Source organism: Pseudaestuariivita atlantica (genome assembly GCF_001205715.1).
Taxonomy (GTDB): Bacteria; Pseudomonadota; Alphaproteobacteria; order Rhodobacterales; family Rhodobacteraceae; genus Pseudaestuariivita; species Pseudaestuariivita atlantica.
This window is the reverse complement of record NZ_AQQZ01000053.1, coordinates 1-720: the sequence shown is the minus strand read 5'-3', so window position 1 is coordinate 720 and position 720 is coordinate 1. Positions and strand designations below refer to the sequence as shown.

Here is a 720-nt window from a genome sequence, read left to right as displayed (position 1 = left end):
CCGCGCAGCACGTCTTCGCCGTGGCCGCCGTCGATGATGTCGTTGCCGTCACCGCCGTTGACGATGTCGTTGCCGTAGCCGCCCTGCAGGATGTCGTCGCCCAGCAGGCCGTTGACGGTGTCGTTGCCGCCGCCGGCGTTGAGGCCGTCCGCGCCCGCGCCGCCGCGGATGTTGCTGCTACCGACGCCGAAGGTCTGCAGCCGGTCGAGGGGCTGCATCAGGTCGCCTTCCTCGGTCACGCCGCGCTCGTCGAGGATGGTGAGCAGGGTGTCGGTGGCGCTGTCGAGCTGTTCGAAGACGGGCGCGAGGTCGGCCATCTGCATCTCGGTGCTGGCGGCGGCGCCCATGTCGGGGTCGGCCGCGCCTGCGAGCGTGACGATGTGGCGTTCGTCGAGCTGGCGGTCATAGATGCGGACGTCGCCGATGGTGCCCTCGGTGACGGAGTGGGGGTCACGGTCGGCGGAGGTCCAGGCGCGGGTGGCGCCGATCAGCAGGCTCTCGTCGTTGAGGCGCAGTCCGACGGTGATCTCGGGGTCGGCGGCGACGAGCTGCCCGTCGAGCCAGACCTCCAGCCCGTCGGGCCCGGTGGAGACGGCAAGGTGATAGGTCTGCGCGTCGTCGAGGATCAGCCGCGGCACCGTCAGGTGATGCGTCACGTTCCCGTCCGCAATCGCAACCACCAGCTTCCCGTCATCGATCCAGACCGTGAACTCGCCCGAA

The 720-nt window shown here is 69.9% G+C and carries 1 protein-coding gene; it reads right to left on the bottom strand.

Annotation, left to right across the window (positions count from 1 at the left end):
• A partial coding sequence (locus ATO11_RS21060; protein ID WP_341271344.1) for a LamG-like jellyroll fold domain-containing protein occupies positions 1 to 720 on the bottom strand: 720 nt, incomplete at both ends.